General features: G+C 72.6%; 5 protein-coding genes. 1 reads left to right on the top strand and 4 read right to left on the bottom strand.

The annotated features are described in order from the left end of the window. Positions 1 to 174 precede the first annotated feature (174 nt). The 4 genes from AC0682_RS01925 to yczE form a co-directional block, all read right to left on the bottom strand. Positions 175 to 549, bottom strand: coding sequence for an RNA polymerase-binding protein RbpA (locus tag AC0682_RS01925; RefSeq protein WP_003959706.1), 375 nt, complete (start codon positions 547 to 549; stop codon positions 175 to 177). A gap of 266 nt (positions 550 to 815) precedes the next feature. Continuing rightward, a complete protein-coding gene (locus AC0682_RS01930) occupies positions 816 to 2189 on the bottom strand; it encodes an MFS transporter (RefSeq protein ID WP_478530473.1) in 1374 nt (457 codons plus the stop codon). Between the two features lie 46 nt (positions 2190 to 2235). Next, complete coding sequence (locus tag AC0682_RS01935) at positions 2236 to 3000, bottom strand: glycerophosphodiester phosphodiesterase family protein (protein WP_478530474.1); 765 nt, start codon at positions 2998 to 3000, stop codon at positions 2236 to 2238. Then, the gene (gene yczE, locus AC0682_RS01940) at positions 2997 to 3734 is read right to left on the bottom strand and encodes a membrane protein YczE (protein WP_254813031.1); all 738 of its coding nucleotides are present in this window, start codon (positions 3732 to 3734) and stop codon (positions 2997 to 2999) included. Before yczE ends, AC0682_RS01935 begins: the two co-directional genes overlap by 4 nt. A 102-nt stretch (positions 3735 to 3836) precedes the next feature. Between yczE and AC0682_RS01945 the strand changes: the two genes are divergently transcribed. Beyond that, the gene (locus tag AC0682_RS01945) at positions 3837 to 5336 is read left to right on the top strand and encodes an SCO1417 family PLP biosynthesis transcription factor (RefSeq protein WP_478530475.1); all 1500 of its coding nucleotides are present in this window, start codon (positions 3837 to 3839) and stop codon (positions 5334 to 5336) included. Positions 5337 to 5456: the final 120 nt, after the last annotated feature.

Below are 5456 nucleotides of genomic sequence, written 5' to 3' on the forward strand. Positions count from 1 at the left end.
CCCACCACACCACCACCAGCTCCACCCCCCCCCCCCCCCCCCCCCCCCCCCCCCCCCCCCCCCCCCCCCCCCCCCCCCCCCCCCCCCCGCGGCTCTGACTGCTGTGCTGTTGTCGCGCTCGGTGCGCTCTCCCGCGGAGTGCGGGATCACGCGGCGGTGGTACGCGGTCGAGGGTCAGGCGGACTTCCTGCTGTCCCGCGGGTGCACGGCGATGTTCATGGCGCCGGAGCGCAGGACCGCCAGCCTCTCGGCCAGCACCTCCTCCAGCTCCTCACGGGTACGCCGCTCCATGAGCATGTCCCAGTGCGTACGCGCAGGCTTGCCCTTCTTCTCCTCGGGGCCGTCCCCGTCCACCAGGAGTGCCTGGGCGCCGCACGCCTTGCACTCCCACTCCGGCGGAATCTCCGCCTCCACCGAGAACGGCATCTCGAACCGATGTCCGTTCTGGCATGCGTACTCCACCGCCTGGCGCGGGGCCAGATCGATGCCGCGGTCCGTCTCGTAGCTGGTAACCACAAGTCGCGTGCCGCGAAGAGCTCGCTCACTCATGAATCGTGCCTCCCGGGCTTGTCGCCCACAGGACAAAATGTCGCTGTCGTCGTCATCCGGTCAACGTCCGGTCGGTGGCAAAGATTCCCGTCGCCGGTCATGCGTCGCCCGTTCGTGCCGCTGCTGTATCTGGGTTGAGTACCCACCCTTGCCCGGTTTGTCACCTCTCGTGGGTGTTGTCACCCAACGGTCGGGCCGCTTCCACTCGCAGTAACGGTCCTCCGGGCAGGCCAAAGGCGTACACTACCGGCCTTTGACTTCAACGTCTAAATCCGTTCGGGAACGGGATTGCCCGCGGCCTCGATCGCACGCCGTACGGGCACCCTCGCGAGCAGCACCGCACCGAGGGCGAAGAACGCGATCAGCGAGATGATCGCCTCCCGGTAGCTGCCGGTCAGCTGGTACGCCAGACCGAACACCAGGGGCCCCAGCCAGCTCAGGCCCCGGTCGCTCATCTCGTACGCCGAGAAGTACTCCGCCTCCTTGCCGCGAGGCACCAGATGGGAGAAGAGCGAACGGGACAGGGCCTGGCTGCCGCCCAGCACCAGTCCGATGGCCGCCGCGAGAACGAAGAAGAAGACGGGCGCGTCCGAGGGCAGCAGATAGGCGGCGACCAGGATCGCGGTCCACACGACGAGCGAGCCCAGGATCGTGCGCTTGGCGCCGTACAGCCGGGCGAGCCGGCCCATCCCGAGCGCTCCGGCCACCGCCAGGACCTGCACCAGCAGCACCGCGACGATCAGGGTGGACTGCTCCAGACCCAGCTCCTCGGAACCGTACAGCGAGGCCTGGGAGATCACGGTCTGGATGCCGTCGTTGTAGACGAGATAGGCGAGCAGGAACGAGAGCGTCAGCGGATGGCGCCGCATGTCCTTGAGGGTCGCCGTCAGCTGCTTCCAGCCGGAGCCGACCGCCCCCTCGCCGTCCGGTGCCACCCGCCGGTCGCGCAGCCTGCGCAGCGGTACGAGGGTGAACGCGCCCCACCACACACCCGCCGACGCCAGACAGATCCGTACCGCGTCGGACTCCGCCAGCCCGAAGGACTCGTGGCCGGTGTAGAGGATCAGGTTGAGGACGAGTACCAGGGCGCCCGAGGTGTAGCCGAAGGCCCAGCCGCGCGAGGAGACCGCGTCGCGCTCCTCGGGGGTGGCGATCTGCGGCAGATAGGCGTTGTACAGCACCATCGACACCGAGATCGACGCGTTCGCCACGATCAGCAGGAACGCGCCCAGCAGATAGCGGTGGCCGTCCAGGAAGAACATCCCCGCGGTCGCCGCCGCCCCCGTGTACGCGGCCGCCGCCAGCAGCGGCTTCTTCCGTCCCGTACGGTCGGCCGCCGCGCCCACGATCGGCATCAGGACCACGGCCACCACGATCGAGGCCGAGACCGAGTAGGCGAAGAGCGAGCCCGCGCGCACGGGGACGCCCAGAGGGTGGACGAAGCCGTCGGGGTCGGCAGCGGCCTTGGCGATCGACGTCAGATAGGGGCCGAGGAAGACGGTCAGCACGCTGGTGGAGTAGACGGAGCAGGCGAAGTCGTAGAAGTACCAGCCGCGCTGTTCCCTCTTGCGGGCCGTCGCCGCCCCGTCGCCCGGCGGCCGGCCGGCCGGTTCGGCTGTTCCTGTGGTTCCGGTGCTCAACCCGCGCCCCCTCGGTTCTCGCGTGCGGACGCGGACGGGCCCGGCGTCAGGACCAGGCCCCCCGCGCGCTCAGCACCGTACGCAGCGTCTCGATGTGATCGGTCATGATGCCATCCACCCCGAGGTCCAGGAGGGCCGCCATCCGTTCGGGTTCGTTGACCGTCCAGACGTGCACCTGGAGCCCCAGCGCGTGCGCGGTGCGGACGAAGCGGGCGTCGACCACGGGGATGCCGCCCTGGCGCTCCGGAACCTGCGCGCAGACCGCCCCCGTACGCAGCGCGGCCGGGATGCCCAGCGAGCGCAGCCGCAGCCCCAGGACGCCGCGCACCCCGTACGAGGTGGCCAGGCGCGGGCCCGCGAGGCGGTGCGCGCGGGCGACCCGGGCCTCGGAGAACGAGCCGACGCAGACGCGGTCCCAGGCGTCGGTCCGGCGGATCAGCTCCAGGAGGGGTTCCAGGGCCGGTTCCGCCTTGAGGTCCACGTTCCAGCGGGCCTCGGGGAACTCCTCCAGCAGCTCCTCGAAGAGGGGGAGGGGTTCGGTGCCGCCGACCCTGGCCCGGCGCACCTCGCTCCAGGGCAGGGCGGAGATCCGGCCGGTGGCGTCGGTGACCCGGTCCAGCGTGGCGTCGTGGAAGGCGACGAGGCGGCCGTCCGCCGTGGTGTGGACGTCGGTCTCGAAGTAGCGGTAGCCCGCCGCGGCCGCCCGGCGGAAGGCGGCCGCGGTGTTCTCCACGCCGTCCGCCGCCCCGCCGCGGTGGGCGAAGGCGAGGGGTGTCGCGTGGTCGAGATAGGGGTGGCGGCTCGGTTTCACTGCGGCAGTATGGCCTGCCCGGATGGAGGGGTGGCAACAGGGGCGGGTCCGGCGGGCGGCGTGGGGGTGGCCGCCGTCGTGGACGTGGGGAGAGCGGGGTCCGACGACCCGGTAGTTGTCGTGGTGGGCGCCGGGAGCTGGAAGACCCGCAGGAAGAGCTGGGCCAGCGGGCCGATCGCCAGTGCGTACAGGACCGTACCGGCCCCGAGCGAGCCGCCGAGCAGGAAGCCGGTGACGACGACGGCCACCTCGATCGCCGTGCGGACCAGCCGGATCGAGCGGCCTGTCACCTGGTGGAGCCCGGTCATCAGCCCGTCGCGCGGTCCCGGTCCGAAGCGGGCCGCGATGTAGAGGCCGGTCGCCACCCCGTTGAGCACGATCCCCAGGACCATCACCGGTATCCGGGCCCCGAGGCCGTCCACCTCCCCGACCAGGGCGAGCGTCCCGTCCATCGCCAGGCCCACCACGAAGACGTTCGAGACCGTGCCGAGCCCCGGCCGCTGCCGCATCGGGATCCAGAGCAGCAGCACGATCGCGCCCACGATGATGGAGACGACCCCGATCGAGATGCCGGTCAGCTCCGCGAGGCCCTGGTGGAGGACGCCCCACGGCTCCAGACCCAGTTCGGCGCGGACCAGCAGCGCCGAACTCGCCCCGTACAGCGTCAGACCGGCGTACAGCTGGACCAGCCGCCGGGTGAGGTGGGTGGTGCTCCGGGCGGTGGTCCTGGACACGTGTTGCCCCCTGGTGTGGTGGTAGTGGACTGCTGCGTGTCACTCTGTGGCAGGGGATCGGCCACCAGACATGGCCAATTCGAGGAAGGTGGACTGATTTCGATGGCGCAGTGGACTTCGACCGTGGGGGCGGCCCAGCTCGCCCGGCAGCTCCAGGCCCAGCAGCCCCGGCCCACCGGACCCGGCGGACGGAAGCCGCCCGCCTACCGCGCGCTGGCCGACGGCGTACGGCTCCTGGTGCTGGAGGGCCGGGTTCCGGTCGCCGCCCGGCTGCCCGCCGAACGCGAGCTGGCCCTCGCCCTCTCCGTCAGCCGCACCACCGTCGCCGCCGCCTACGAGGCGCTGCGCGCGGAGGGGTTCCTGGAGTCGCGGCGCGGGGCGGGCAGCTGGACCGCCGTCCCGGCCGGCAACCCGCTGCCCGCCCGGGGGCTGGAACCGCTGCCCCCGGAGTCGCTCGGCTCGATGATCGACCTGGGCTGCGCCTCCCTGCCCGCCCCCGAGCCCTGGCTGACCCGGGCCTTCCAGGGGGCGGTCGAGGAACTGCCCCCGTACGCCCACACGCACGGCGACTACCCGGCCGGGCTGCCCGCCCTGCGGCAGATGATCGCCGAGCGCTACACCGCGCTCGGTATCCCGACCATGCCCGAACAGATCATGGTGACCACCGGGGCGATGGGCGCCATCGACGCCATCTGCCACCTCTTCGCGGGCCGCGGCGAACGGATCGCGGTCGAGTCCCCCAGTTACGCCAACATCCTCCAGCTCATGCGTGAGGCGGGCGCCCGGCTCGTCCCGGTCGCGATGGAGGAGGGCATCGGCGGCTGGGACATGAACCGGTGGCGCCAGGTGCTGCGCGACGCGGCGCCCCGGCTCGCCTATGTGGTGGCCGACTTCCACAACCCGACGGGCGCGCTCGCGGACGAGCAGCAGCGCCGCGACCTGGTCGACGCCGCCCGCTCGGCCGGCACCGTCCTGGTCGTCGACGAGACCATGACCGAACTCCGCCTCGACGCCGGCGTCGCCATGCCCCGCCGGGTCTGCGCCTTCGACCCGGCGGGCAGCACGGTGCTCACCGTCGGCTCGGCCAGCAAGGCGTTCTGGGCCGGGATGCGGATCGGCTGGGTCCGGGCGGCCCCCGACGTCATCCGCTCGCTGGTCTCCGCCCGCGCCTACGCCGACATGGGCACCCCGGTCCTGGAACAGCTCGCGATCAACTGGCTGATGGGCACGGGCGGCTGGGAGCAGGCGGTGGAGATGCGGCGAGACCAGGCGCGGGACAACCGCGACCAGCTGATCGCGGCGGTGCGCCGGGAGCTGCCGGAGTGGGAGTTCGCGGTGCCGCGCGGCGGGCTGACCCTCTGGGTGCGCACGGGAGGCATCTCCGGCTCCCGGCTGGCGGTGGCGGGCGAGCGGGTCGGCGTACGGGTGCCTTCGGGGCCGCGCTTCGGGGTGGACGGGGCGTTCGAGGGGTATGTGCGGCTGCCGTTCACGGTGGGCGGACCGGTCGCGGAGGAGGCGGCGGTCCGGCTCGCGGCGGCGGTGGAGCTGGTGCGGTCGGGGGCGGGTGCGGCGGCGGACGCACCGCGGAGCTTCGTGGCCTGAGAGGTTCCACCGAGGCGGTATGGGGGGGGGGGGGGGGGGGGGGGGGGCGGGACCCCCCCCCCCCCCCCCCCCCCCCGGAGGGGGGTCGCCCTCCCCTGGGCACGGTTATCCTGTCGTGGC

The sequence above is a fragment of the Streptomyces sp. NPDC043746 genome (genome assembly GCF_056436485.1).